This window comes from Hymenobacter sp. BT559 (assembly GCF_016427535.1).
GTDB lineage: Bacteria > Bacteroidota > Bacteroidia > Cytophagales > Hymenobacteraceae > Hymenobacter.
In genome coordinates this window covers 685131-710079 of sequence record NZ_JAELXV010000002.1, presented here as the reverse complement: position 1 = coordinate 710079, position 24949 = coordinate 685131, and the positions used below count along the sequence as shown (strand labels likewise).

23 protein-coding genes are annotated in these 24949 nt (G+C 59.2%); 17 read left to right on the top strand and 6 right to left on the bottom strand.

Annotated features, from left to right (window positions below):
• Nucleotides 1-30 precede the first annotated feature (30 nt).
• From JAO77_RS09570 to JAO77_RS09560, 3 genes are read right to left on the bottom strand one after another with little or no spacing between them, the layout of a single operon-like run.
• On the bottom strand, nucleotides 31-249 hold the full coding sequence (locus JAO77_RS09570; protein WP_198990130.1) for a hypothetical protein: 219 nt from the start codon (nucleotides 247-249) through the stop codon (nucleotides 31-33).
• 54 nt (nucleotides 250-303) lie between these two features.
• Nucleotides 304-699, bottom strand: a complete 396-nt coding sequence (locus JAO77_RS09565; RefSeq protein ID WP_198990128.1) for a hypothetical protein — start codon at nucleotides 697-699, stop codon at nucleotides 304-306.
• Between the two features lie 56 nt (nucleotides 700-755).
• The gene (locus JAO77_RS09560) at nucleotides 756-2024 is read right to left on the bottom strand and encodes a putative DNA modification/repair radical SAM protein (protein WP_198990127.1); all 1269 of its coding nucleotides are present in this window, start codon (nucleotides 2022-2024) and stop codon (nucleotides 756-758) included.
• Nucleotides 2025-2336: 312 nt separating this feature from the next.
• Here JAO77_RS09560 and JAO77_RS09555 point away from each other — a divergent pair, with 312 nt between their 5' ends.
• The 4 genes from JAO77_RS09555 to JAO77_RS09540 all read left to right on the top strand — a co-directional run bounded on the left by JAO77_RS09555 (nucleotide 2337) and on the right by JAO77_RS09540 (nucleotide 7292).
• The gene (locus JAO77_RS09555; RefSeq protein ID WP_198990125.1) at nucleotides 2337-4253 is read left to right on the top strand and encodes a BamA/TamA family outer membrane protein; all 1917 of its coding nucleotides are present in this window, start codon (nucleotides 2337-2339) and stop codon (nucleotides 4251-4253) included.
• 189 nt (nucleotides 4254-4442) lie between these two features.
• Entirely contained in the window at nucleotides 4443-5582 is a 1140-nt protein-coding gene (locus tag JAO77_RS09550; RefSeq protein WP_198990123.1) for an alkene reductase, read from the top strand.
• Between the two features lie 170 nt (nucleotides 5583-5752).
• Nucleotides 5753-6205, top strand: a complete 453-nt coding sequence (locus tag JAO77_RS09545; RefSeq protein ID WP_198990122.1) for a MarR family winged helix-turn-helix transcriptional regulator — start codon at nucleotides 5753-5755, stop codon at nucleotides 6203-6205.
• 247 nt (nucleotides 6206-6452) lie between these two features.
• Complete coding sequence (locus tag JAO77_RS09540) at nucleotides 6453-7292, top strand: CvfB family protein (RefSeq protein ID WP_198990120.1); 840 nt, start codon at nucleotides 6453-6455, stop codon at nucleotides 7290-7292.
• Between the two features lie 47 nt (nucleotides 7293-7339).
• Here JAO77_RS09540 and JAO77_RS09535 read toward each other — a convergent pair whose 3' ends face one another.
• Nucleotides 7340-8401, bottom strand: coding sequence for a LamG-like jellyroll fold domain-containing protein (locus JAO77_RS09535; RefSeq protein WP_198990118.1), 1062 nt, complete (start codon nucleotides 8399-8401; stop codon nucleotides 7340-7342).
• 208 nt (nucleotides 8402-8609) lie between these two features.
• On the opposite strand from JAO77_RS09535, the gene JAO77_RS09530 reads away from it, so the two are divergent.
• From JAO77_RS09530 to JAO77_RS09480, 11 genes are all read left to right on the top strand, one after another.
• Nucleotides 8610-8993, top strand: a complete 384-nt coding sequence (locus tag JAO77_RS09530) for a BlaI/MecI/CopY family transcriptional regulator (protein WP_198990116.1) — start codon at nucleotides 8610-8612, stop codon at nucleotides 8991-8993.
• 10 nt (nucleotides 8994-9003) lie between these two features.
• Nucleotides 9004-10455: a POTRA domain-containing protein gene (locus JAO77_RS09525; protein ID WP_198990114.1), complete on the top strand. Its 1452-nt coding sequence runs from the start codon at nucleotides 9004-9006 to the stop codon at nucleotides 10453-10455.
• Between the two features lie 243 nt (nucleotides 10456-10698).
• The gene (locus tag JAO77_RS09520) at nucleotides 10699-12141 is read left to right on the top strand and encodes an anthranilate synthase component I family protein (RefSeq protein ID WP_198990112.1); all 1443 of its coding nucleotides are present in this window, start codon (nucleotides 10699-10701) and stop codon (nucleotides 12139-12141) included.
• Nucleotides 12142-12301: 160 nt separating this feature from the next.
• Nucleotides 12302-12874, top strand: a complete 573-nt coding sequence (locus JAO77_RS09515; RefSeq protein WP_198990110.1) for an anthranilate synthase component II — start codon at nucleotides 12302-12304, stop codon at nucleotides 12872-12874.
• 55 nt (nucleotides 12875-12929) lie between these two features.
• On the top strand, nucleotides 12930-13925 hold the full coding sequence (gene trpD, locus JAO77_RS09510; RefSeq protein WP_198990109.1) for an anthranilate phosphoribosyltransferase: 996 nt from the start codon (nucleotides 12930-12932) through the stop codon (nucleotides 13923-13925).
• A 133-nt stretch (nucleotides 13926-14058) separates the two neighbouring features.
• The gene (gene trpC, locus JAO77_RS09505; protein WP_198990107.1) at nucleotides 14059-14865 is read left to right on the top strand and encodes an indole-3-glycerol phosphate synthase TrpC; all 807 of its coding nucleotides are present in this window, start codon (nucleotides 14059-14061) and stop codon (nucleotides 14863-14865) included.
• A 6-nt stretch (nucleotides 14866-14871) separates the two neighbouring features.
• Nucleotides 14872-15507, top strand: coding sequence for a phosphoribosylanthranilate isomerase (locus JAO77_RS09500; protein ID WP_198990105.1), 636 nt, complete (start codon nucleotides 14872-14874; stop codon nucleotides 15505-15507).
• Between the two features lie 32 nt (nucleotides 15508-15539).
• The gene (gene trpB / locus JAO77_RS09495; protein WP_198990103.1) at nucleotides 15540-16745 is read left to right on the top strand and encodes a tryptophan synthase subunit beta; all 1206 of its coding nucleotides are present in this window, start codon (nucleotides 15540-15542) and stop codon (nucleotides 16743-16745) included.
• A 129-nt stretch (nucleotides 16746-16874) separates the two neighbouring features.
• Complete coding sequence (gene trpA / locus JAO77_RS09490) at nucleotides 16875-17657, top strand: tryptophan synthase subunit alpha (RefSeq protein WP_198990101.1); 783 nt, start codon at nucleotides 16875-16877, stop codon at nucleotides 17655-17657.
• A 169-nt stretch (nucleotides 17658-17826) separates the two neighbouring features.
• The gene (locus JAO77_RS09485) at nucleotides 17827-20259 is read left to right on the top strand and encodes a TonB-dependent receptor (protein ID WP_198990098.1); all 2433 of its coding nucleotides are present in this window, start codon (nucleotides 17827-17829) and stop codon (nucleotides 20257-20259) included.
• Nucleotides 20260-20357: 98 nt separating this feature from the next.
• Nucleotides 20358-21488: a PepSY-associated TM helix domain-containing protein gene (locus JAO77_RS09480; RefSeq protein ID WP_198990096.1), complete on the top strand. Its 1131-nt coding sequence runs from the start codon at nucleotides 20358-20360 to the stop codon at nucleotides 21486-21488.
• A 1-nt stretch (nucleotide 21489) separates the two neighbouring features.
• On the opposite strand, the gene JAO77_RS09475 is transcribed toward JAO77_RS09480, so the two are convergent.
• On the bottom strand, nucleotides 21490-21885 hold the full coding sequence (locus JAO77_RS09475) for a hypothetical protein (RefSeq protein WP_198990094.1): 396 nt from the start codon (nucleotides 21883-21885) through the stop codon (nucleotides 21490-21492).
• A gap of 49 nt (nucleotides 21886-21934) precedes the next feature.
• Nucleotides 21935-22612 (bottom strand): hypothetical protein, encoded by a 678-nt coding sequence (locus JAO77_RS09470; protein ID WP_198990092.1) that lies wholly within the window; start codon nucleotides 22610-22612, stop codon nucleotides 21935-21937.
• 161 nt (nucleotides 22613-22773) lie between these two features.
• Between JAO77_RS09470 and JAO77_RS09465 the strand changes: the two genes are divergently transcribed.
• Nucleotides 22774-24258 (top strand): sensor histidine kinase, encoded by a 1485-nt coding sequence (locus JAO77_RS09465; protein WP_198990090.1) that lies wholly within the window; start codon nucleotides 22774-22776, stop codon nucleotides 24256-24258.
• A complete protein-coding gene (locus JAO77_RS09460; protein ID WP_198990088.1) occupies nucleotides 24221-24907 on the top strand; it encodes a response regulator transcription factor in 687 nt (228 codons plus the stop codon). The genes JAO77_RS09465 and JAO77_RS09460 overlap by 38 nt, the downstream gene beginning before the upstream one ends.
• Nucleotides 24908-24949: the final 42 nt, after the last annotated feature.

Below are 24949 nucleotides of genomic sequence, written 5' to 3'. Positions count from 1 at the left end.
TAGGGTTGCGGCCGTGCTTAGGCCAAGGACCTAGGCAGCTACGCTCGGGGCGGCCTCGGCGGCGAGGCGGGCCACGCGGGCGGCATCGTGTAGCTGGCGCACCTTGGGCAGCAGCTCGCTGAGGCGGCAGCAGCAAGAGAGGCGCGGTGCTTTGTCGAGGGCAGGCAGGGCCAGCTCGGCAGAAGGGATAGCGGCTGCCGCGTCTAGAAGGGCAGCTGCGTCGGCGGGAGCACGATGAGTAATTTGCATGGCAAGGGGGGCCGCAATGGCCTGAGCGGGTTGCATTCCGGCCCCTAGGCCGGCTTATTTTACCACCACCGTATCGGTGATGACACTGTTATTACCTGACAGAAACTGAATGCGATAGGTACCGGCCGTGGCCGTTTGAAATTGATAAGTCGTCTGCGAAACGGTAGTGGTGGTAGTGCAGGCGCAGCCGGTGTACACGCCCGCCACGCCTACTTGCACCACGTTGCCGTTGGGCACGGCCGTTACCTCGCCCAAGGTGCCGCAGCTGCTACCCAGCGTGTAGCTAATGGTAAACACGGCCGGCTGATTGATGCCAACAGTTTTGGGGCCGGTGGCACCTACAATGGGCACGTAGCCGGTCGAGTTGCAGGTGGGCTCTTGCGTAGTGAGGCAGCCGCTGAGCGCGGCGGCACCTAGGGCGATGAGGGAGAAAGAAACCAGACTTTTCATAACAGTAAGAGCGTAACTAGGCAGCCAGAGGTTGCAAGTTATTCGTACCGTCTTATTTACCCCGCTTGGGCAAACAAATCGAGCTGCTGCGTGACCAGGGCCGAGCGCACGGCCTTGCCCCCAAACAGCACCTGCCGGCGAATCTGCTGCTCGTCGAGCTCGCCTAGGCGGGCCGGCGCCGAGCCGCGGCAGGTAAGAAAGTGCTTGGCGCGGCGCATCACTACGCCGAGCTGCTTCAGGGTTTCGGCGGTGAGGGACCCAAAACGGCGGGCCTGCACAATGCGCTCGACTGAGCGCGCCCCCACCCCCGGAATGCGCAGCAGCATGGCTTTATCGGCCGTGTTAACATCTATGGGGAAGAGGTGGCGGTTGCGCAGGGCCCAGGCCAGCTTGGGGTCTACCTCTAGGTCGAGGTAGGGGTGTGCGGGGTCCAGTATCTCGTCGGCCTCGAAGCCGTAAAAGCGCATCAGCCAGTCGGTTTGGTACAGCCGATGCTCGCGCACCATGGGCGGCTGGGTCACCTGCGGCAGGCGGGCGTCGTCGGTGATGGGCACGTAGCCCGAGTAGTACACCCGCTTTAGGCCGTAGCCCTGGTACAGGCTGTCGGAAAGCTTGATGATTTGCAGGTCGTTCTCATCGCTGGCACCTACTATCAGCTGCGTGCTTTGGCCGGCGGTGGCAAACTGCGGCACCTTCTTAAAGAGTGCCTTCTCCTCTTTATTCTGAATAATACCGTCGCGAATCTGGCCCATAGGGGTCAGAATCTCGGCGTAGTTCTTCTCCGGCGCCAGGTTTTGCAAGGCCAGCTCAGAAGGCAGCTCGATATTCACGCTCAGGCGGTCGGCATACAGACCGGCTTCCTGAATCAGCTCAGGCGAAGCACCCGGAATCGTCTTGACGTGTATGTAGCCGTTGAACTTATGCTCGGTGCGCAGCTTCTTGATGATGCGCACTAAGCGCTCCATCGTATAGTCAGGCGACGAGAAAATACCGCTGCTCAAAAACAGCCCCTCGATGTAGTTGCGGCGGTAGAAGTTAATGGTCAAGTCCACTACCTCATCTACCGTGAAGGCGGCGCGTTTCACGTCGTTAGAGCGGCGCGACACGCAGTAGGCGCAGTCGAAAATACAATGGTTGGTGAGCAGAATCTTGAGCAAGCTCACGCAGCGCCCATCTTCGGTAAAGCTGTGGCAAATGCCCATGCCTTCGGCGTTGCCAAGACCCTTTTGCTCGTTCTTGCGCTTGCCACCGCTGCTGCTGCACGACACATCGTACTTCGCGGCATCAGCCAATATGCTTAGCTTTTCCTGAATGCGCTCGTTCATTTGACTAAGAGGGTTAGCGGGGGTAAAACTACTGGTTGCCGTTGATATTAGCAAGCAAGTCATAAGCTAATTTTCTTGGAAATGGTTCCGACTTTCTGCAGTAATAGCTGAGGTAGCAAACCCAGTGCACCTAGGCTACCGGGCGCGTCAAAAGCGCTTATACTGGCGGCCCCGACAGCGTCAACCCTCCCCGCCAACAACCCTGGCTGTAAGGGCCCGGCGGTGGCCTACTGCGGCCGCAAGCGTAACTTGCCGGGAGTGCGTGTGCGCCCTATGTCGAGGCTACTTTCCTTTTCTTTTTATGCGCTGCTCTTGGGCTGGCTACTTGTACTGGGCAGCCTAGGGCAGGCGCGTGGGCAAGATTTTACGCCGCGCGTGGCCGTGCCGCCCGACTCGCTGCACGCCGCCGAGGAAGCGCCTGAGCTGCCGGCCGACTCCCTAGGTCGCCGTTTTGACGAAAACCGGGTGCGCCTGAGCTTGCAGCGCTACACCCGCCGCAAAACCATTGCGGGCCGGGCTGTGGCAGCTTTTTTTCGGCTCACGCGCCCTCGGGAGGAAGAGCGTGGCCTTGATGCCGTGCTGCTCAACCGGCAGTTCGACCAGCACAATTTTAAGGTGGTGCGCCACGTCACCATCACGCCTTTCGATGCCTTTGGCTATAGCCTAAACGACTCGCTGCGGCAGCCACGCACTTTTTTTGAAAAGGCGGGCAATGCCATTCACATCCGCACGGCGCCGGCGCGCATCCGGCAGCTGTTGCTGTTTAAGCCGGGGCAGCCGCTGCTGCCGCAGGCCCTGGCCGAGAGCGAGCGCCTGCTGCGCCAAACCGACGAGCTGCTCGATGCCCGGGTGCTAGTGAACGACCTCACTGCCACCCGCGACAGCGTGGATATTTTGGTGTACACAACCGACGTGTTCAGCATCACGGCGGGCTATGATTTTCGCTCGCCTACCCAGGCTATCGTCACGGCCGGCGACCAGAACTTTCTGGGCCTCGGGCACCAGTTCGACAACCGCTACCAGTACGGGCGCGACTTGCCGCAGGACTGGGGCTACGAGGGCACGTACCGGGTGCCGTTCCGCAACTTCGTGTACGGCCGCGGCTATTACTTCAATGAGTTTGAGTCGCACTCGGGCGGCGTGTCCGTGCAGCGCGATTTCTATTCGCCCAGCGCCCGCTGGGCCGGGGCGCTCTCGCTCGATGCCATCAACCTGCGCATTGTGCTGCCCCGCGATGCCCCGCCGGCCGAAGGGCAGCAGCCCAATTTTCAGTTCCGGTCCTTCACCAGCCAGAGCCTGTGGGTGGGGCGGGCACTGCGCCTGCGCTCCTACGACCTAGGGTACGAAAACCCCGGCCGCCTCATTATAGCGGCCAGCATGCTGCACGAAAACCACACCACCAACCCCACCAACACCCCCGACGACCGCACCCGCACGCTGTACCTAGGGGCCGTGGGCTACTCGGTGCGCCGTTACTATAAGGATAAGTATCTCTTCGGCTTTGGGCGCACCGAAGACGTGCCCGCGGGCACGCTGCTCAGCTTCACGGCGGGCATGGAGGCCAACCCGGTGGGCGCCCGCCGCTACTACGACGCCAAGGTGGCCACCGCCGGCTACTCCGAGCGCCAGGGCTACCTCTACGGTAGCCTGGGCTTCAGTACTTTTCAGCGCGTGCAAGACGGTGGCTGGGAGCAGGGCCTGCTTACGGGGCAGTTTCTGTACTTCACGCGGCGCTACCGCATGGGCAACTACCAGAGCCGGCACCTGCTGAATGCGCGCCTCACGGCGGGCTTCAATCGCTACCCAGCCGAGGTGCTGCTCAGCGGCATAGGCGGGGCGGGCGGCGCGGTACGCGGCTTTCAGCCAGCTGGCCAGGTGTTGCCCACCAGCCGCCTCACTACCAGCTACGAGGGCACCGTGTACACGCCGCTTTCGCTGCTGGGCTTTCGCATGGCCATCCTGGCCTTTGCCGATGTGGCTTTTGTTAACCAAACCATTGGGGGTGGCTCGCCCTTCGGCACCCAGACGCCCTACACGGGCTTTGGCATCGGGTTCCGCTTCCGCAATGAGCTAACGGTGCTACGCACCTTTCAGCTGCTGCTAGGCTTTTACCCCAGGGGGCAGATTACACCCAACGGCCTGCGGCTATTTGAGACCTCACGCGCCTCATACCAATTCAGCGATTTCAGCTTTGGGCAGCCTACTGTGGTGCGCTACGATTACCAGTAGATTGGCGACCTAGGGCCTCGCCCGGCCCCAACAGCTCGATAACTCGGCTCGTATGCACAATAAAACTATTGCTTACGCAACCTTTCACGGCGTTATAGGTTGTTCACAATATAATCTAGCAAAATCAAACTTGCATTCTAACTGACCACTCTGAGCTACCTATTGGTAGCTCAGTTTGCGTTTCTACTCATGAGCCAAAATTCAGTTCTGTTTAAGCCTTTTAAAGTAGGTGCCCTCACGCTGCCCAACCGCTTGGTGCTAGCGCCCATGACGCGCAGCCGCGCCAACAACCCCGGCAACGTGCCCACCGACTCGACGGTGAAATACTACGTGCAGCGCGCCTCGGCGGGCCTCCTCATCACCGAGGGCTCGCAGATTTCGCAGCAGGCAGTGGGCTACATCTATACACCTGGCATTCATACCGAAGACCAGATAGCCGGCTGGAAAAAAGTGACTGATGCTGTGCACGCCGCCGGCGGTCGCATTTTTATTCAACTCTGGCACGTAGGCGCCATTTCGCACCCCTTCTTCCAGAATGGCGAGCTGCCAGTAGCCCCCTCGGCCGTGCAGCCTAAGGATGTGAAAGCCTTCACTGCTAATGGTCCCGAGGAGATTCCGACGCCCCGCGCGCTGACCACCGAAGAAGTAAAGGCCACGGTGGAGGACTTCCGTCAAGCCGCTAAAAACGCCAAGGAAGCCGGCTTCGACGGTGTTGAGATTCACGGCGCCAATGGATACCTCGTCGACCAGTTTATCCAGGACGGCACCAACCAGCGCACTGACGAGTACGGCGGCAGCGTCGAAAATCGCGCCCGCTTTGCCCTCGAAGTAGTGCAGGCCGCCGTAGACGTGCTCGGCGCCGACCGCGTAGGCATTCGCCTCTCGCCCACCGGCAACGTGGGCGGCATCCACGACAGCGACCGCCTAGGTACCTTCAGCTACGTCACCGAGCAGCTCAACCAATTTGGGCTGGCTTACCTGCACGTGATTGAGGCGCTGCCCGGCCACCCCATGGCCGCCAAAGCCGGCCAGGCGCCCGTGGGCCCGGCACTGCGCAAGATTTTTACCGGCCCGTTCATCCTTAACGGTGGCTATACCCAGGAAACGGCCGAGCACGCGCTCGACAATAACGAAGCCGACCTCATCGCCTTCGGCGTGCCTTACATCGCCAACCCCGACTTAGTGGAGCGCTACCAGCAAGGCGCGGCCCTCAATACGCCCGACCAGGCTACCTTCTACGGCGGCGACGACCACGGCTACATCGACTACCCTTCGCTCCAGGAGCAAGGCGCCGAGCCGGAGTTGAAGCAAGATATTGTTCAGAAATAAGTGGCGCTGACCAGCGCCCTAGGTGTATGAAAACCGCTCTGGCTCAAGCCAGAGCGGTTTTTTAGTTATTTACACTAGCTCGCGAAATAATTTGAACTTGAAAAAACGAATTTCGGTTGCGCACAATCAAACATTTAGCAACTAATTTTGCGCTATACTATCAGAAGTCTATGAACGACTCGACCAACCCGCACTGCAACCCGCTGTTAAAGCTTGACAACCAGCTTTGCTTTTCGGTGTATGCCCTGTCGCGCCTCATCACCAAGGCTTACCAGCCGCTGCTCGACACCCTAGGCGTCACGTATCCGCAGTACTTAGTGCTGCTGCTGCTCTGGGAGCACGAGTCGCTGACAGTGAAGGAGCTGGGTGAAAAGCTACTGCTCGACTCGGGCACGCTCACGCCCCTGCTCAAGCGCATGGAGCAGCGCGGCTGGCTTAGCCGCCGCCGCGCCACCCACGACGAGCGCTCGGTCATTATTACGCTGCTGCCAGCCGGCCGCACGCTCGAGCAGCAAGCTCAGGAAATACCTACTAAGCTCGGCAGTTGCTTCGACATGAGCGTGGAGCAGATAGGCGAGCTGCGCCAGCACCTGCAGCCGCTCATTGCCAAGCTAACCAAATAGGTAGCTAAGGCCTACCAGGTGGGCTCTTACTCGAGCGTTACTCGTGAATACATCAAGCTAACCTCGGCACTACTACCTACGCTTAGGAATCGGTTTTATAGCGCCCAGCCAGCCGGCTTCTACCTAGGAAACCGGCTGGCTTTATTTTAGGCCCTCGTGCGCTGGCTGTGCCAACTTTCGGCGCGCTTGTGGCACACAACCTTGGCAAAGCCATACCGACCTTTGCCCTAACTTCAGCCCCTACCCCATGCTTCACCTCGGCGATTTTAACGACCTCGAAATAGCCCGCGAAGTCAGCATCGGCTTCTACCTTACCAGCGACGACGGCGACCTACTGCTGCCCGAAAAGTACCGCCCCGTGGGCGCGCACGTGGGTGATACCATCCGCGTATTTGTGTACCGCGACTCCGAAGACCGGCTTATTGCCACGACTTTAGAGCCGCTGGCGGTAGTCAATAGCTTCGCTGCCCTCACGGTGCGCGACATGGGCGCGCCCGGTGCCTTCCTCGACTGGGGCCTTGAAAAAGACCTGCTCCTCCCCCACGCCAACCAGCGCCAAGCCGTGCGCGTGGGCGACCGCGTGCTCGTGTATGTGTATCTCGACGATGCCTCCGACCGCCTCGTGGCCTCGGCCAAGTGGCAGCAGTTCCTGAGCCCCGAGCCCTTCGAAGGCGCTGAAGGCACGAGCGTGCAACTGCTCGTTGCTGAAGAAACGCCCCTAGGGTACTCCGTCATCGTGAACGGCACGCACGCGGGCCTGCTCTACGGCAACGAAGTATTTCGACCGCTGCGTGTGGGCGAATTGCTGCCCGGCCACGTGCGCCAGATTCGGCCCGATGGCAAGCTCGACGTGCGTCTCGGCCAAGCCGGGTATGACGAAATCGAAACTGCCGCCAACCTAGTGCTCAGCGCGCTACGCGAGCGCCCCAACAAGACCTTGCCCCTAGGCGACAAAAGCCTAGCCGACGACGTGTACCGCCGCCTGGGCATGAGCAAAAAGACGTTTAAAAAGGCCCTAGGTTCGCTTTATAAGCAAGGCTTGGTAGAGCTAGAGCCAGAGCAAACGCGCCTGGTGCAGGGCGAATAGCAAGACTTTACTTATAAAGCGAACCTAGACCTTTTAGACCTAAGTGCTTAGTTTATTTGCACGCGCTGCACAGCCAACCCCTGCGGCAAGCTTACTTGTAACAGGTATAAGCCAGTCGTCAATCCGCTTAGCTCATAGACCTGATTGTTGGCTTGGCGCGCAACAATAGTGATGGGCACTGCACGGCCCATCACGTCTACTACCCGTAGCTGATTAGCTGCTAAGGGCTTAGCAAGGGTAACCGTAAATGAAGCAGTACCAACGGGATTAGGAGCCACTTGTACCAAAGCAGCGGTTTCACGCGCCGAAAGAGTCGCCAGTACTTGTCCCGATAGAGTTTGTATTTCGCCGTCCGTCAGCACGCGGTTATAAAAGCGAGCTTCATCTAGCCACCCATTGTAGCTCAAACCAAAACGATTATTAGGACGGCTGACATTTAGCAAGCTCAACGAATAACCCGGTGAGAGGTCTACAAACATTGTAGCGGTGCTACCCAACGTGAATGTTGAGCCCACTACTGCACCATAGGTAGGATTAGACGACACATAGGTGAGCGGCTGAGCAGTTCCATCTACAAAAAGCCGTATCTGCCGACTAGTACGATTGACCACTACTACCGCGGTATGCCATAGCCCATCATTAAAACTAGCCTGCGTGGCTAGACCTAGGCCGCCATTAGTAGAGCTGATTCGCACTAGATTGAGGTAGAGCTTACCTACTTGCGTGTTATCGAAACCTAGGCTCCAACCTCTCGAGTCGGCTGAGCTAGTTGCGTTATAGGACCCTTGATTGCTAAAAAAAGCCTGGGTACCCGACGCGAGCGTGCGAAAAGCGACACTGAAAGAAAAGCTTCCGGTAGTGCCAAAATCTAGTAGCCCGCTGGGCTCGATAGATACCTCGCCATTAGCTACCAAGCGTAAGGCTGCATTGGTTTGGTTGCGCGCATCGAGGCCATATGCCACGTTGGCATTGCTAAGGTTTGCAATGTTACCAGTAGCGTCAATCAAATTATTATCGAACGGGAATCGGCCTAGTAAGCCACTATTTAAGGAGCCTTGGGCCTTCGCCGACAGGCTACCAGCTAAGAGAAGAAGTATCAATTGCTTCATATAAACTATGTGCTATACTTTATAAAAATGAGAATAAGATGGCAGCAAAATAATGATGCTTATCATCTAATAATCAGCAAATATACACTACCTACTGCACGCCAACTTAAGCCCTAAGAAAAATGCTTAATAGTGACTTAACTGGTAAGTACGTTATAAAACTTATGAAATAGTTTTATAACTGAAACATTAGTTATACATTTGACTCATGGAGGAATTAACTAAAACCGAAGAGCCCATTATGCAGGCGCTCTGGAAGTTGAAGCAGGCATTCGTGAAGGATATCATCGAGCACCTGCCCGACGACCCCAAGCCGCCCTACAACACCGTGTCGTCGGTGGTGCGCATCTTAGAGCGCAAGGGCTACGTGGGCTTCAAAGCCTACGGCAAGACCTACGAGTACTTTCCGCTCATCAGCAAGGCGCAATATCGGGCGCAAAGCCTAAAGCGCATGCTCGCCCGCTACTTCGATAATTCGCCCGCCGCGCTGGTGTCATACATGGTCGAGGAGTCGTTGAACCCAAAGGAGATTCAGCAGCTGCGCAAGCTGCTGGATGAGGACGAAGCCAAGAACGCTACCGGCCGTGGGTAGCAGCTTCGTTTTGTACCTGGCTGCGGCCACAGTTTGCCAGGGCGTTTTTGCGCTCGGCTATTGGCTGCTACTGGTCCGGCTCTCCACCTTTGGCTGGAACCGTGCTTACCTGCTGAGCGCACTCGTGCTGAGCGTAGTGCTGCCGCTGGTGGCGCTGCCCACTGCCTGGGCACAACTGCTGTGGCCCGCGGCGCTGCCCGCGGCCACCACGCTGCCGGCGTGGCACCTAGGCGCCGCCGTGGCGCCGGCTACTACAGCCGCCACCACGGCTAGCGTTTCCTGGCTAAGTGTAGCACTAGCCGTGTACTGGCTGGGCGTAGGCTACCGGGCGTGGGGCACGGTTCGCCACCTAGGGTGGCTGTATCGCCTCCGGCGGCGGCACCCGCGCTCGCGCCTAGGCCGGGGCTGGCTGGTGCAGCTGCCTGAGCCCAGCCGGCCGGCATTCTCGTTTGGGCGCTCCGTGTTTCTGTCGCCCGCCCACGCCCAGCTCAGCGCCGCCGAATACGCCTTGCTGGTGCAACACGAGCAGGTGCACGGCGCGCAGTACCACTCGCTCGATTTGCTGCTGGCCGAGGCCCTAGGGTGGTTTTTCTGGTTCAACGGGCTCGTGCTCTACTTCCAGCGGCAGCTGCGCCTGGTGCACGAATACCTGGCCGATGCCGCCGTGACGCGCCCGGCCGGCAGCCGCACGGCCTACGGGCACCTGCTGCTCAAGCTGGCCGCCGGGCCGCTTCCTACCTCGCTGGTGCACCCGTTCGCGGCCAAGCAAGTAAACCAGCGCATTCACATGCTCACCTTTCCCCCTTCTTCTCCTATGAAAAAGCTTCGTTTTTTATCCGCTGTGCCAGTAGCTGCTCTGGCCTGGGTAGGCGCCGCCGCACTAGGCCCGGCACCGTCGGTAGCGGCTGGCCGGCCCGCTGCTACGCCTTCGGCCAAGGCGCAAGGCCGCATTGGCACTATCACCTGGCAGGGTAATAAGTACCTGACTACAGCCCAGCTCAACGAGGCCCTAGGTCTGAAAACCGGCGACCCATACAGCAAAGAGACACTGGAAAAGACGCTAGCCTACCGGCCCGATAACAGCGACGTTACTTCGCGCTACATGGACCACGGCTATTTATTTTTCCAGGTCACGCCCACTGCTACGACCCGGCCCGACGGCACTACCGACTTGGTGCTCACTATCAACGAAGGTCCGGTAGCGCACATCAATACTGTCACCGTCTTGGTAAGAGCAAAAGACAGTAAAAAAGGATTGGCTCCTAATGCGCCTCAGCCAGCGGCATTGAGCCAACTAATCGGCCTAAATCCTGGTGAGCTTTTCAGCCGCGCCAAGCTGCTGCAGGCTCAACGCAATCTGGCTGCAAGTGGCCTCGTTAACCCCAATAAAGTTGATGTCAACCCCAAGCCCGACCCGGCGACTAATAAGGTTAACATTGATTTTGCAGTAATGGAGAAGTAGCAAGTCACTAACTTTTCGCTTCAAAAATTTGCTTTTCTCCAAAAGCGTCGTTCCTTTGCCCCCGTAAACCGATTTCAACTATGTCTTTTTACGCAACCGTTTCGCAAAGCTGGTGGCACTCAACCTTTCCCAAAGGCTGAGCATTAGGCATATATAGTTGGTTGAACCCCTCGAGATTCTCCAAGCCCGCTGCTCACCGCAGCGGGCTTTTTTGTTGTTTTAGCTTCCCGTTTTCTCTCTGCCATGTCGGCTGCCTCTGAAGTTTCCTCCGCTACCATTGTCCACAGCCACCATCGCCGGCTGCTGGCCGACACCCTCACGCCGGTGAGCCTCTACCTGCGCCTGCGCGACCAGTTTGTGGGTACGCTGCTGCTCGAAAGCTCCGACTACCACGGCAACAACAACAGCTTTTCCTACCTCTGCTTTAGCCCGGTAGCGCGCTTCGAGCTCGATAAAAACCAGCTCACTACCCAGTGCCCCGGCCAGCCCGCCACTACCGCTACGCTCCCCGACCCACGCCAGGCCCTGGGGCTGCTGCGCGAGTTTCGGGAGAGCTTCCAGCCGGCCGCGCCCTCGGGGCTGCCTTTTATTACCAACGGGCTGTTTGGGCATATGGCCTACGAGGCGGTGCAAAACTTTGAGGACGTGACGCTGCGCGACAAGCCGGGCGCCAGCACGGTGCCGGCCATCGTGTACCAGGCGTTTCGCTACGTCATCGCCATCAACCACTTCAAAGACGAGCTGTATCTATTCGAGCACCAGTACCTAAGCGAAGGTGAAGAACCCGCCGCCGACACGCTCGACAGCATCGAGACGCTCATTCAGAGCCGTAATTTTGCTACGCACCCCTTCCGGCTGGCGGGCGAAGAGTCTTCTAACGCCACCGATGAGGAATTTCTGGAGCTCGTACGCCTAGGACAGCACCACTGCCAGCGCGGCGACGTGTTTCAGATTGTGCTGTCGCGGCGCTTTCAGCAAGGGTTTCAGGGCGATGAGTTTAACGTGTACCGGGCGCTGCGCTCGCTCAATCCGTCGCCCTACCTGTTCTTTTTCGACTACGGCAGCTATAAGATTTTCGGCTCCTCGCCCGAGTCGCAGATTGTAATTAACAAGGGCCAGGCCGTGCTCTACCCCATCGCGGGCACCTTCCGCCGCACCGGCGACGATGCCGCCGACGCCCGCCTAGCCCAGCAGCTGCTCGACGACCCCAAGGAAACCGCCGAGCACGTGATGCTGGTAGACTTGGCCCGCAACGACCTCAGCCGCCGCTGCGACGTGGTGGCCGTGGAGCGCTTCAAGGAAATTCAGTACTACTCGCACGTTATTCACTTGGTATCTAAGGTAGTGGGCCAGCTTGGTGCCGATACCGAACCGCTCGACGTAGTGGGCGAAACCTTCCCCGCCGGCACGCTCTCGGGCGCACCCAAGTACCGGGCCGTGCAGCTCATCGACCAGTACGAGAGCACGCAGCGCGGCTTCTACGGCGGCTGCATCGGCGCCCTCGACTTCGGCGGCGACTTCAACCACGCCATCATGATTCGCACCTTCCTAAGCAAAGACAACACACTCTACTACCAAGCCGGCGCGGGCGTAGTCGCAAAGTCGGTGCCCGCCAGCGAATTGCAGGAAGTGCACAACAAGTTGGGCGCACTACGCGCCGCCTTGCAGCAGGCCGAAAAGGTGTAGAAGTATCATTTATAAAACGTCTGTCATTGCGAGCATAACAAAGCAATCACATCCAGACGAGCCGTTCAGGTGCGGTTGCTCCGCTGCGGTCGCAATGACAGACGTTTTATATCGCCCCACCCGCTGATAATTGCTCATTGTTAATTGCTAATTGAAAAACATGGCTATCCTGGTTCTCGACAACTACGACTCTTTCACCTACAACCTCGTGTATATGCTGCGCGAGTTGGGCCAGGAAGTAGACGTGTTTCGCAACGATAAAATCAGCCTCGATGAGGTTGAGAAGTACTCGCACATCTTGCTGTCGCCCGGCCCTGGCATCCCGAGCGAGGCGGGCATCATGCCCGAGCTCATCAAGCGCTATGCGCCGACCAAGCATATCCTAGGGGTGTGCCTGGGCCACCAGGCCATTGGTGAGGCCTTCGGCGGCCAGCTTGCCAACCTAGGCGAGGTGCACCACGGCGTGGCGCACGTGCTGCACCAAACACCCGATGCGGCCGACAATCGGCTCTTCAACGATGTGCCTAACGATGTGCGCGTGGGCCGCTACCACTCCTGGACCATCGCGCCCACCGATGTACCCGCCGAGCTGCGCGTAACTGCCGTGGACGAAAATGGCCAGGTGCTGGCCCTTGCCCACCGCGACTACGATGTCCTAGGGGTGCAGTTCCACCCCGAATCGGTGCTGACCGAGCACGGCAAAACCATGCTGGCTAACTGGGTGAATGGGTAAAGCAACCCGTCTGTCGTTTCTCCTCGCAATGACCATCGTTTAGCTCTCTATAAAGTTGAAAGACACTCTCAACCACCTCTTTGCCTACCGCACACTGCCCCAGGAAGAGGCGCACCGCGTAGTGTTGGGCATCGCCCAAGGCCAGTACAACCCAGCCCAAATTGCGGCCTTCCTTACCGTGTACCTCATGCGCAGCGTGACGGTAGAAGAGCTGGCAGGCTTCCGCAACGCCCTGCTGGAGCTGTGCCGCCCCGTAGACCTAGGCGGCGTGGATGCCATGGACGTGTGTGGCACCGGCGGCGACGGGCGCAACACCTTCAATATCTCTACCTTATCAGCCTTCGTGCTGGCCGGCGCGGGCCAGCCCATTGCCAAGCACGGCAACCATGGCGTATCGAGCATCAGCGGCAGCAGCACCGTTTTGGAGCACCTAGGCGTCAAGTTTACGGCCGATAACGACCAGCTGAAGCGGCAGTTAGAGGAGGCGAACATTTGCTTTTTGCACGCGCCGCTGTTTCATCCGGCCCTGAAAAACGTGGCGCCGCTGCGGAAGGAACTAGGCGTAAAAACTTTCTTCAACATGCTTGGGCCGCTGGTGAACCCAGCCCGGCCGCGCTTGCAACTGGTGGGCGTGTTCAGCCTGGAGTTGGCGCGTCTCTACGCCTACTTACACCAGCAAGAGACGAACCGCGACTTCCTGATAGTGCACAGTCTCGACGGCTACGACGAGGTATCGCTGACAGGGCCGGTAAAGCTCATTAGCCGGCAGGGCGAGGAACTGCTGACGCCCGCCGACCTAGGGCTGCCGCAGACCACACCCGAGGCGCTATTTGGCGGCGACACGGTGGCCGAAGCGGCGCACATTTTTATGAAGGTGCTGCGCAACGAGGCCCCCGAGGCCCACCGCAACGCCGTGCTTGCCAATGCCGCCCTGGCGTTGCGCACCGCTGGCCGGGCGGCCAATGTGGCCGAGGGCCTAGCCCAGGCCGCCGAGTCGCTGGATAGCGGCCGGGCGCACCAGGCGTTTGAGAAGCTATTGGCACTGAATTAATTCTCTTGCATCAAAATACGGTCGTCATGCAGCGCGGAGCGAAGCAGCTCGCGTGGCGCAGTAATTCCTTCCGTTAATGACGGTGCGAGCGAGATGCTTCGCTCCGCGCTGCATGACGAACGACAACACTCTTATGACTATCCTTGATAAAATCGTAGCCGAAAAGCGCCAGGAAGTAGCTCGCCGCGAGGCCGAAACTTCGGTTGAAGCGCTACGCTCGCAGCCTGATTTCACCCGCTCAGTGGTGTCGGCGCGGGCGGCGCTTACGGCCGCAGGCTCCACGGGCATCATCGCGGAGTTTAAGCGGCGCTCGCCTTCGAAGGGCCTGATTAACGGCACGGCCGAGGCCGCCGCCACCACGGCCGGCTACGTGGCGGCGGGCGCGGCCGTGCTGTCGGTGCTCACCGACGAGCCGTTTTTTGGCGGCACGCCGGCCGACTTACAAGCGGCTCGGGCGGCCAACCCGAATACGCCGATTTTACGCAAGGATTTCATCATCAGCGAGTACCAGATTACGGAGGCGCGGGCCCTAGGTGCCGATTTGATTCTACTCATTGCCAGCTGCCTCACGCCGGCCGAGGTGGTGCAGTTCAGCGAGTTTGCGCACAGCCTAGGGCTGGAAGTGCTGCTCGAAGTGCACGACGAAGCCGAGCTGCACGGCCACCTTACCGACAGCGTGGACCTGGTAGGCGTGAACAACCGCAACCTGAGCACCTTCGCGACCGATGTAGACACTTCGGCGCGGCTAGCGGCGCTCATCCCCAACACGTTTGTAAAGGTGGCCGAGAGCGGCTTGCAGCACGCCAGTACCATCCAGGCGCTGCGTGCGGTAGGCTACCAGGGCTTCCTGATAGGAGAAACATTTATGAAAACCGCCGACCCGGCAGCAGCACTGGCGGGGCTGGTAAGCGAACTATCCGGCCCGGTTTCGGCTTCTTAGGCAGCTATGAAAATCAAAATCTGCGGCATGCGCGAAGCGGCCAACCTGCTGGCCGTGGCCGACTTTGACCCCGATTTTGTGGGGTTCATTTTCTACCCAAAGTCGGCGCGTTACGTGGGCGACAGCCTCGACCCAGTCCAGGTGCGTAGTCTCCCTACCACTATTGCTAAAGTGGGTGTGTTCGTAGATGCTGATTTGACCGAGGTACGAGCTATCAACTGCGCCTACACCCTCGACTACGTGCAGCTACACGGCCACGAAAGCCCCGCCTATTGCCAGCAGGCGCACGACGCAGGCTTGCACGTCATCAAGGCCTTTGCCGTGGGCGATACCTTTGATTTCAGCGCCTTAGCGGCATATGAGCCGAGCTGCGATTTCTTTCTATTTGATACCAAAGGGGCGCTGCCGGGCGGCAATGGCACGGCCTTCGACTGGCAAATTTTGGCTGGTTACACGGGTACTACGCCCTTTTTGCTGAGCGGCGGCCTAGGGCCGGATAACCTAGGTGCGTTGCTCGATTTTCACCACCCCCAGCTCGTCGGCTTCGACTTCAACAGCCACCTCGAAATCGCGCCCGGCGTAAAGGATGTGGCTGCCACCCGCGGACTGCTGCAGCGCTTGCATCAGCAGTCCGCCAACTGATAATTGCTCATTGCTAATTGATAACTGAACTTATGACTGCTACTGCCCCCTCGCCCTACCAGGTTGATGCCCACGGCTACTACGGCCCCTTTGGCGGCGCCTACGTGCCCGAAATGCTGTACCCCAACGTGGAGGAGCTGCGCGATAACTACCTGCGCATTACCCAAGACCCGGAGTTTCAGCGCGAGTTTCAGCAGCTGCTAACCGACTACGTGGGGCGGCCAACGCCGCTGTTTCTGGCCAAGCGCTTGTCGGCGGAGTACAACACGACCATTTACCTCAAGCGCGAGGATTTGTGCCACACCGGCGCACACAAGATTAATAACACCATCGGTCAGATACTGGTGGCTAAGCGTCTCGGCAAGAAGCGTATCGTGGCCGAAACCGGCGCGGGCCAGCATGGCGTGGCCACGGCTACCGTGTGCGCCCTTATGGGCCTGGAATGCATTGTGTACATGGGTGAAATTGACATCGAGCGCCAGAAGCCCAACGTGGACCGCATGCGCATGCTAGGGGCCAAAGTGGTGCCCGCCAAAAGCGGCAGCAAGACCCTGAAGGACGCCACCAACGAGGCCATGCGCCACTGGATTTCGAACCCCACCGACACGCACTACATCATCGGCTCGGTGGTGGGCCCGCACCCCTACCCCGACATGGTGGCCCGGTTCCAGTCGGTTATTTCGGCCGAAACCATCAGTCAGCTTTTGCACCAAACCGGCCGCGCCACGCCCGACTTTATGCTGGCTTGCGTGGGCGGCGGCTCCAATGCAGCCGGCGCGTTTTACCACTACCTAGACGAGCCCAAGGTGCGCCTGATTGCCGCCGAAGCCGCTGGCCAGGGCATCGCCTCGGGCCACTCGGCCGCCACCACGGCCCTAGGTAAGCCCGGCATCCTGCACGGCGCCAGCACCATCCTGATGCAGACCGAAGACGGGCAAGTAACCGAGCCGTACTCCATTTCGGCGGGGCTCGATTACCCCGGCATCGGGCCGCAGCATGCGCAGCTCTTCGCTACTGGGCGGGCCGAGTTTCTATCGATTACTGACAAGCAAGCTCTGGACGCGGCGTTTCAGCTTTCGCGGCTAGAGGGCATCATTCCGGCCCTCGAAACGGGCCACGCGCTAGCTTGCCTGCCGCTCATCGGAGCCAAAAAAGACGATGTGGTGGTCGTGTGCTTATCGGGCCGTGGCGACAAGGACTTGGCTACCTACACCAAGCACTTGGAAGAATACGCCTAGCCTACGCTCGGCATGCAGAGCGCAGCGAAGCATCTCGCTCGCTTCATTGCTTACGCCAAGAATTACTGCGCCACGCGAGATGCTTCGCTGCGGTCTGCATGACCGACGATTTGACTCTTCTAGTTTCCCATGAACCGCCTTACCGAACTCTTTCAACGCAAAACGGCCGACGTCCTCAACGTCTATTTCACGGCCGGCTTTCCTCAGCTCAACGATACTGTTTCCATCCTGCAAGCACTGCAAGAGGCGGGCGCCGACCTTGTCGAAATTGGCATGCCGTACTCCGACCCGGTGGCCGACGGCGAAACCATCCAGCGCAGCAACCAGCAGGCCCTCGAAAACGGCATGACCGTAGCCAAGCTGTTTGAGCAACTACAGGGCATTCGGGAGCAAGGCATTACGGTGCCCATCTTGCTCATGGGTTACCTCAACCCGGTGGTGCAGTTTGGGGTCGAAAAATTCTGCCAGCGGTGCCAAGCCACGGGCGTAGATGGCGTCATCCTGCCCGACTTGCCGCTTGAGGTATACGAGCGCCAGTATCGCCCGCTGTTTGCACAGTACGGCCTGAAAGTAGTGTTCCTGGTGACGCCTCAAACTAGCGCGGCCCGCGTGCGCCAGCTCGATGCCCTAGCCGATGGCTTCATCTACCTGGTAGCTGCCGCTGGTACCACCGGCGCCCAAACCGACATGAACGCCGACGTAGACGCTTACCTCAGCCGCACCAAGGCCCTAGGTCTACAAAATCCGACGCTTGTGGGCTTTGGTATCAGCGACGCGGCTAGCTTTGCGGCGGCGAGCCGGCACACCACGGGTGCTATTATTGGCAGCGCGTTTATTCGACTCTTGCAACAAACGCCAGCCGAGCGTCAGCCATTGGCTATCAAAGAGTTTGTGCATAGCATTCGGGCCTAGGGCCTAGCTGAGCTTTGCCCGTTTACTTATAAAAAAGGGACCCTAGGGTCCCTTTTTCTATATAAGCTCATCACGCATTTGTGTAGATTAATTCTAAACAAATTTTGAGCGCGCCCCCTAGTGGTTGTTAATTTGCAACTTCTTTAGATTGCTTCTAATTAAAGTTTCAATGAACCCCTCTCGTTACCTACTCTTTCCGCTAGTAGTCTGTGCCGCGGCAACTACCGCCCAGGCTCAGACTACTGGCACCATCAATGGCCGCGTCACCAACAGTAATGGTGGGGCAGTAGAGGCCGTAAGCGTGGGCTTGCAGGGACAAACAAAAGGGGACCTGACCGACGAGCAGGGGCGTTTTCGCATTCGGCAGGTAGCGCCGGGCGAGTACACTATCGTGGTGTCGGCGGTAGGTCTGAAAACCGAGCAGCGCACCGTGACTGTAACGGCCGGCCAAACGGCGACCGTAGACTTTGCGCTGACTGAGAGCGCGGCTGAGCTGAAGGAAGTAGTAGTACGCGGCAACCGCACCAACAAGTTTAACCGCCCCGTCAGCGTAGACGTGGCCAAGATGCCGCTCAAAAACCTGGAAAACCCGCAGGTATACGCCACCGTGGGCAAGGAGCTACTGACCGAGCAACTGGTATTTTCGGTAGATGATGCCACACGCAACGTACCGGGTCTGCAAAAAATGTGGGAAGCTACTGGCCGCGGAGGCGATGGCGGCGCTTTCTACGCTAGCCGGGGCTTTGTAGTATCGAGCCAGCTGCGCAACGGCGTGGCAGGCAACGTCACCAGCGATATTGACGCCATCAACCTAGAAAAGCTAGAGGTTATCAAAGGGCCGTCGGGCACGCTGTTTGGCAGCTCGCTTACCTCCTATGGCGGCTTGCTTAACCGCGTAACTAAGAAGCCGCTCGACAGCTTTGGCGGCGAGCTCAACGTGGCGGCTGGCAGCTACGGCTTTCACCGCGTGAGCGCCGACGTGAACCTGGTGGACAGCAACGTGCCCGCCGACCAGCCCAAGCAACTGGCCTTGCGCCTAAACACGGCCTACACCTACGAAGACAACTTCCAGAACGTCGGTTACACGGGCTTTACCAAAAACCTGGCCGTAGCCCCCAGCCTGCAATACCGTCCCAACGACCGGCTGACCATCAACCTCGACGCCGAGATTTTCAAAGGCACCAACGTAGGCAAGCAGCTTATTTTCTTTTATTCCCCGGCGGCCCAACTCGGGGCCGACCGTGCCGACCAGCTACCACTCGACTACCGGCAGTCGTACCAGGGCAGCGGCCTGACGCAGGACTCGCGCAGCACCAACCTGTTTGGGCAGGTGCGCTACCAGATTTCGCCGAGCTTTACCTCTACTACCTACCTTACCAGCAGCCATAGCTTCTCCAACGGCTTCGGGCCCTATTTCTACCTGTCGCCAGGCACTAATGGTGGGCCGCTGTCGATTGCTCGCGCCGACCAATCGACGCAAAATAGCCGCCGCCAGATTTTTGAGGTGCAGCAACTGTTCAACGGCGATTTTCAACTTGGCAACCTGCGCAACCGCGTAGTACTAGGTCTAGATTTTCAGCGCTTTGACTCAAGCGTAGATTTTCTTGGGGGTAGTTTTGACTCGCGCCCCCTTGGCCTAGGTGCCGATGCGTACCGCGACTTTACGGGCGCGGCCGTGGCTGCTGCCTATGCCACTACCCCACCCGCGCACTACCTGATTACAACCAAGACGAACACGTACAGCGCCTTCCTGTCGGATGTACTGAATCTAACTGACCAGCTGAGCGTACTGGCCGCGCTGCGCGTTGACCACTTCGACAACAAAGGCGGTATTCTGTATTCGCCGGTAGAAGCGTATTCTCAGACGGCTCTCTCGCCCAAGTTTGGCATTGTGTACCAGCCGGTGAAAGACCGGGTGGCGCTGTTTGCCAATTACCAGAACAGCTTTACCAACCTAGGTTCGTTTCTGGCGCCGGGCGGCACCGTGGCCACCATTGCCAAGCCCGAGCGCGCCAACCAGTGGGAGGCCGGTGTGAAGCTAGATGCCGCTGGCGGCCGCGTGAGTGCTACGGTTAGCTATTATGACATTCGGGTGGCCAACCGCCTGCGCCTGGCGCCCACCCTCGCTAACCCCTCGGCTCAGCTACAAGATGCCAACCAGTGGAGCCGCGGCGCCGAGCTAAACCTGACGGCTAACCCCGTGCGCGGCCTCAACATCGTGGGGGGCTTTGCCTACAACTACTCGGTATACGTAAAATCGGCCGACAACGTGAATGGCCGCCGCCCTGAAACGGCCTCCTCGCCCTACCTGGCCAATGCCTGGGTAAGCTACCGCCAACCCGAAGGCCCGCTGCAAGGCCTGGGCCTGGGCTTTGGCGGCAACTACGCCAGCGACAACAAGATTGTGAACAGCGTGGCGCTGGGCGTGTTTACCCTGCCTAGCTACACTGTACTGAATGCCAGCGCCTTCTACGACCAACCTAAATACCGCCTGTCGGTGAAAGTAGACAACCTCACCGACAAGCACTACTGGATAGGCTATACCACCATGAGCCCGCAGAAGCTACGCAGCATCATCGGCTCGGTGGCATACAAGTTTTAATCTTAACTTTAGCTGTTAGCCGTTGGCTGCTAGCTGTTGGCCTCCGCTATTCGGAAAAGCCACTAGCTAGCAGCCAACGGCTAACAGCTTATAGAACTATGACCTTCCGCAAAGCAATTGGTAAGCTGCACCTGTGGCTAGGGCTGGCCTCGGGGCTGATTGTGCTCATCGTGAGCCTGTCGGGGGCAGTGTTTGTGTTTCAAGACGAAATTCGGGACCTGACGCAGCCTTGGCGTAAGGTAGAAGTGCAGGCCACGCCCATGCTGCTGCCTTCGGTGCTGCAGGCCACGGCTGTGCAGGCTAAGCCTGGCTTCGCGGCCTCCTGGACTACCTACAACGGCCCCGACCGCTCGACGGCCGTGTACCTGAGCAAAGGCGAAGAAGTGTACTACGCCTTCCTGAACCCTTACACCGGCCAGCTGCTGAAGGTGCAGAACCTGCAGAGCGACTTTTTTACCATTGTGCAGTATCTGCACATGTATTTGCTGCTGCCGCCTGCCATCGGCAAGTGGGTGGTAGACATTGCCGTCATCACGTTTGTGGTCATGCTCGTCAGCGGGCTGGTGTTGTGGTGGCCGCGCAACAAAGCCGCCCGTAAGCAGCGCTTCTCGGTGAAGTGGCAGGCTTCGCCCAAGCGCCGTACCTACGACCTGCACAACGTGCTGGGCTTCTATGCCAGTGCCCTAGGGCTGGTGCTGGCGCTCACCGGTCTGTCCATCAGCTACGAGTGGCTTATGGATGGCATGGGCGCGCTGGCCAACGGTGGTCACTCCATCGTGGCCGAAAATGCTGAGCCCAAGGTCGATACCTTACTCACGGCCCGCCCTGCCAGGCCAGTGGTGGATATTGCCTACGCCCACCTACGGCAGCAGTCGCCCCAGGCCCAGATGCTGCTCATCGGCCCCACCGCCGACGCCGCTATGCCCGTGTGGTGCACCGCTTACGCCAAGTCCTTGCACTACTACCACCGCGACGAGTACCGCTTTCACCCCCGCACCGGCCAGCTGCTGATGGCTCAACTGCACGATAGCAAGAGCAACGGCAAGAAGCTAGCAGATATGAACTACGACTTGCACACCGGCCTTATCCTGGGCTTGGGTGGCAAGATTATCGCGTTCACCGTCAGCCTTGTTTGCGCTAGCTTGCCCGTTACGGGCTTTTTGGTGTGGCGCGGCCGGCAGCACAACCGCAAAAAGCACCAGCAGCCGCTGGCAGTGGCGGCGGCCTAGGTTAGCGCAGCGGGTAGCGTTTGAAGGATACGTTACTCATCACTTCCTTCTCGTACTTGGCCAGGCAGTATTTGTTGAATTCGGGGCTAAAATTGACCTCGCCAGGCTGCACGGTTTTGGGCGCCGGCTGGCCCTGCCGGAAGAAATAGACTTTCGTAGTGCCGTACTTGGTGTAGGGCGCTAGGTCGCCGTACTTCCGCATTTCGCGCCAGAGCGTATCAGCCACCGTCACGGCAAACACGCGGGTGATAGGGCCGGTATTGTTCTCGTTGCGGTAGGCGGCCACTTCCTGAAAATTGCCCGGCAAGTCCTGCCCAGTGGGCTGGCTCAGCGAGTCGTATACAAACCAGCCGAGCAGCGCCAGCACGGCACCTAGGGCAAGATATTTTACTTTCATAATGAGGAGCGCGTAGCAGCCCAATCGTGGGCTCGCCTATAGTAAGCGCCTACTCGACTATTAGGTTATAAACGATAAAGTGCGGTATATGATACGCACTGTACCACTGGCTTACAGGGGTCTTGCTTTGCGCCAGCTTGCAATACAGCAGCCAGCCATCTTCTTCATAAGGCAGGGTATACACTAAAAAAGGCACCTTTTGGCCTACGGCGAAGCTGCGCTCCTGGGTAGGCTGCTGCCCAGGGGCTAGGGCCGCAGACCGGCGCGTGTAATAGGGCCAAATGTCGGGGCGGAGGCTGTATAAGGCGCCTTTGCCGGGCTGGGCAGCAAAGGTTTTGGCGGTGGCGCCCTTGGTAAATAGAAACTGAGTTTCTAGCTGTCCCTCGGGGTTCTGATGCGCAAAAACATCGAAGCTGAAGCGCCCGCTAGCGTCGAAAGACAGCAGTTGCTTCATGTCGCCGACCAGCTCTTTTTCGGGTTCGGCTACGCCATTGCGATACTCCTGGTATGTGAGGTGAAAGTGCTTACCGACCAGCTGCGGGTTGCTGGCTTCGATATGCCATTTTTCGATGTGCAACACCCGCGCCATCAGTTGGTGTAGCTCCGCATTATCAGAACCGAGATGAAGGGTAACCCGCACGCTGTCGGTGGTGGGTGCGGCCGGGGGGCGCTGGGCGTAGGCAGCCGTAGTGCAGCCGGCCAACAGGCAAAACAGAGAAGCTTTCATGTGAGTGAGGGTAGTGTTTGGCAAACCTCGCGGCCAGCTTCCCCGCTCTTGGTTAACACCCGTTAAGAAGTGTTAAGGTGTGTTAAACCTCAAGTATTTTGCCTATTCGCCAGCTACTTTCGGGCCGGATGACGCGACGAATCAAGCTTTTGGTGACCCTTATGGCCGGGTGCACGCTGGCGCTGCTGGGCCTGCAAGCCTACTGGAACTACCAGGCCTACCAGCAGGCGCTGCGCAGCTTCCGGCGCGATGCCAACGAGGCGCTGGCCGACGCCAACCGCCAGGAAATCCGCCTGCGCCAGGAGGCCCTACTTCAGCGCTGCCGGGCTTGGCTGGCCGATACCAATGCGTTTATTATTGCGGCCCACGTAGACCCGGCCGAAGGCTACACTATTTTCTCGCTCGCCGACAAGCACCCCTTACCGAGGGAAAAGCGAGCACCCTACACCATCGGCTTCCGCGACTTTCAACTCAAAACCAAGCGACTCGATGCGGCTGGCCGGGCCTTTTTCATCGAGCATTTTACTGCTGGCACTGTGGCCAACAACGTGCGCGAAGGCTTGGCTTACTATTACACTCGCCGCCTAGGCGACAAGCTAGTAGCTGCCTTTGAGGCCGATACGGTGCAAACCCGGCGCCTAGGGCGGCTATATGCCCGCACCCTGCGGGAGCGAGATATTTCAACGCTATTTCAGCTGGCGCTGGCGCAACGGCCGCGGCCAACGAGGGAACTGATTTTTGCAACAAGCGTAGTAGATGCCAACGCATTTGGCAAAAAGGACGCTAGGCTGCGGGCGTGGTTTCCGAACCCACAACGCGTGTACCTACGTCGCATGCAAGGCGTACTGCTGGGCTCGGTGGGGCTGATTGGCATTGTGGTTTTTTGCTTCGCTTACACTGTGCAGTCGCTACTCAGCCAGGAGCGACTGGCGGCGCTTAAAGACGACTTTGTGAGCAACATGACCCACGAGCTCAAAACGCCCGTGGCCACCATCGGCGTCGCGGCCGAGGCGCTACAGCAGTTCAACCTTGGCCCCGAGGCCAGCGCCGAGTACTTGGGCATTATTCGTCAGCAAGCGGGCCGCCTAGGTGCCCTCATCGACCAGATTTTGCAGAGTGCTGTGGCCGAGCACGCTGGCCCGCCTCTCGCCCGCCGCCCCCTCGACCTAGGGCCGCTCTTGGCGCAGGTGCTAGCACAAGTGCAGCCGCGGCTGACGCAGGCCGGTAGCCCGCTAGTGTACGAGGCGCCGACCTCGCCCCTACCCATCGCCGGCGATGCCGTGCACCTCACCAATGTACTGCTGACGCTGTTTGACAACGCCTTAAAGCACGGCCGACTAGGTGGTGAAATCCAGCTGTGGGGCGGCGTGCGCGACGGCCGCGCCGTGGTGCAGCTCACCAATGAAGGCCCAGCCATTCCGCCGCAGTACCTAGGGCGAGTATTCGAGAAGTTCTTCCGGGTGCCCACCGGCAACCGCCACGACGTGCCTGGCTACGGCCTGGGGCTGCACTACGCCCAGGCGGTGGTGCGGCACCACGGCGGCACCATTGCGGTGCACAGCCAGGGCCAGCACACCACGTTTACCGTCACTATTCCGCTCGCGCCCCATGTCGCCCTCGCCCCGGTTGCTGCTCTTAGAGGATGAGTTACCGCTCGCCCGCATCGTGCGCGAAAGCCTAGAGCGCCAAGGCTACCAAGTGCACCACGCGGCCAACGGCGTGCTCGGGCTGGCCGCCTTTCAGCGCGATGCGTTCGACCTGTGCATTGTCGATGTTATGCTGCCGCAGCTCGATGGCTTTGCCTTCGTGGCCGAGGTGCGGCGCACCAACCAGCAAGTGCCTATCCTATTTCTCACGGCCAAGTCGCAGCCCGCCGACGTGGTACAAGGCTTCGGCGTGGGTGGTAATGACTACCTACGCAAGCCCTTTAGCCTGGAAGAGTTGACTGTGCGCTTACGCGAATTGTTGCGCCGGGCACCTGTTGCCGCCGAGTTGCCGGCCACCATCGCCCTAGGTAGCTATAGCTTCGTTCCGCACAAGCAAGAGCTGTGGCTGGAGGGCGAGCTTGTAACCAAGCTTTCGCACCGCGAAAGCGAACTGCTGCGCCTGCTGGCCAGCCACCGCCCGCACCCGCTGGCTCGCCAGGCCACGCTACTGCAGCTTTGGGGCGACGACTCGTTTTTCCACGCCCGCTCGATGGACGTGTTCATCTCGCGCCTGCGCAAGCACCTGCGCCACGACCCCAGCCTGGCCATCCTCAATATCAGAGGCGTAGGTTACCGGCTGGTGTCGTAGCCGATTATTTTAAACGGAATCCCAAGTCAGATACCCACTTGC